Source organism: Nonomuraea sp. NPDC050451 (assembly GCF_044458585.1).
Map to the genome: position 1 here is coordinate 1 of NZ_JBITHZ010000120.1, position 1319 is coordinate 1319.

At 69.5% G+C, this 1319-nt stretch carries 1 protein-coding gene and 1 pseudogene; both read left to right on the top strand.

What is annotated here, in order from left to right; translation table 11 throughout:
• Positions 1–375: pseudogene (locus ACIBI9_RS67920) on the top strand (deoxyribose-phosphate aldolase); the annotation flags it as partial.
• 2 nt (positions 376–377) lie between these two features.
• Positions 378–1319 (top strand): aldehyde dehydrogenase family protein (locus ACIBI9_RS67925; RefSeq protein ID WP_397239707.1); only part of this gene is annotated, 942 nt, incomplete at its 3' end.

Below are 1319 nucleotides of genomic sequence, written 5' to 3' on the forward strand. Positions count from 1 at the left end.
GAGCTGGCCACCTACGACAACGTGCGGCGCGCGTCCTGGCTGGCGATGCTGGCCGGCGCCGACTTCATCAAGACCTCCACCGGCAAGGTGGCCCCGGCCGCGACGCTGCCGGTGACGCTGATCATGCTGGAGGCGGTGCGGGACTTCCGTGACGCGACCGGCCGCCAGGTGGGCGTGAAGCCGGCGGGCGGCATCCGCACGACCAAGGACGCCATCAAGAACCTGGTGCTGGTGCACGAGACGGCCGGTGATGACTGGCTGTCGCCGGACTGGTTCCGGCTGGGCGCCTCCTCGCTGCTGAACGATCTGCTGATGCAGCGGCAGAAGCTGGCCACCGGCCGGTATGCCGGTCCCGACTACTTCACCCTGGACTGATGATGGCGATCTTCGAGTACGCCCCCGCGCCCGAGTCGCGTGACCTGGTCGACATCAAGGCGTCGTACGGGCTGTTCATCGACGGCGAGTTCGTCGACGGGGCGGGCACCCCGTTCAAGACGATCAACCCGGCCACCGAGGAGACGCTGGCCGAGGTCGCCACCGCCTCCTCCGACGACGTCGACCGTGCCGTGCAGGCCGCGCGCAAGGCGTTCGGCGTCTGGAGCGCGCTGCCCGGCGCGGAGCGGGCCAAGTATCTGTTCCGGATCGCGCGGATCATCCAGGAGCGGGCGCGCGAGCTGGCGGTGCTGGAGTCGCTCGACAATGGCAAGCCGATCCGCGAGTCGCGGGATGTGGATGTGCCGCTGGTGGCGGCGCACTTCTTCTACTACGCGGGCTGGGCCGACAAGCTGGAGTATGCCGGGTTCGGCAGCAAGCCGCTGGGGGTGGCGGGGCAGGTGATCCCGTGGAACTTCCCGCTGCTGATGCTGGCCTGGAAGATCGCGCCGGCGTTGGCGTGCGGGAACACGGTGGTGCTCAAGCCGGCTGAGACGACGCCGCTGAGCGCGTTGTGGTTCGCCGACATCTGCCGGCAGGCCGACCTGCCGCCCGGCGTGGTGAACATCGTCACCGGCGCGGGCGAGACCGGCGCGGCCGTGGTGGGTCACCCCGACGTCGACAAGGTGGCCTTCACCGGCTCGACCGAGGTCGGCCGGATCATCGCCAGGGCCGTGGCGGGCACCGACAAGAAGCTGACTCTGGAGCTGGGCGGCAAGGCGGCCAACATCGTGTTCGAGGACGCCGCCATCGACCAGGCCGTGGAGGGGATCGTCAATGGGATCTTCTTCAACCAGGGCCATGTGTGCTGCGCCGGGTCGCGGCTGCTGGTGCAGGAGTCGGTTCAGGAGGAGCTGCTGGCCGCGTTGAAGCGGCGGCTGGGCACG